We start from the raw sequence: 266 nt of genomic DNA, 5'->3' as shown, positions 1-266 counted from the left end.
GAGTTCGATTCTCGTCACCCGCTTTATTTGGAAACAAATAACCAAGCATTTAGCTTGGGCGCGTAGCTCAGATGGTTAGAGCGCACGCCTGATAAGCGTGAGGTCGGTGGTTCGATTCCACTCGTGCCCATTATATGGTCCGTTGGTCAAGGGGTTAAGACACCGCCTTTTCACGGCGGTAACACGGGTTCGAATCCCGTACGGACTATATTTTATGGAGGATTACCCAAGTCTGGCTGAAGGGAACGGTCTTGAAAACCGTCAGG

2 tRNA genes are annotated in these 266 nt (G+C 50.8%); both read left to right on the top strand.

What is annotated here, in order from left to right:
* Positions 1–56 precede the first annotated feature (56 nt).
* Positions 57–130: transfer RNA gene (locus HMPREF2877_RS03705), tRNA-Ile, on the top strand.
* 6 nt (positions 131–136) lie between these two features.
* A tRNA-Glu gene (locus tag HMPREF2877_RS03700) sits at positions 137–208 on the top strand.
* Positions 209–266: the final 58 nt, after the last annotated feature.

The sequence above is a fragment of the Streptococcus sp. HMSC072D03 genome (assembly GCF_001812855.1).
Lineage (GTDB): Bacteria > Bacillota > Bacilli > Lactobacillales > Streptococcaceae > Streptococcus > Streptococcus salivarius_D.
Note: the sequence above shows the minus strand (reverse complement) of the source record. Positions and strands in the feature narration are given on the sequence as shown.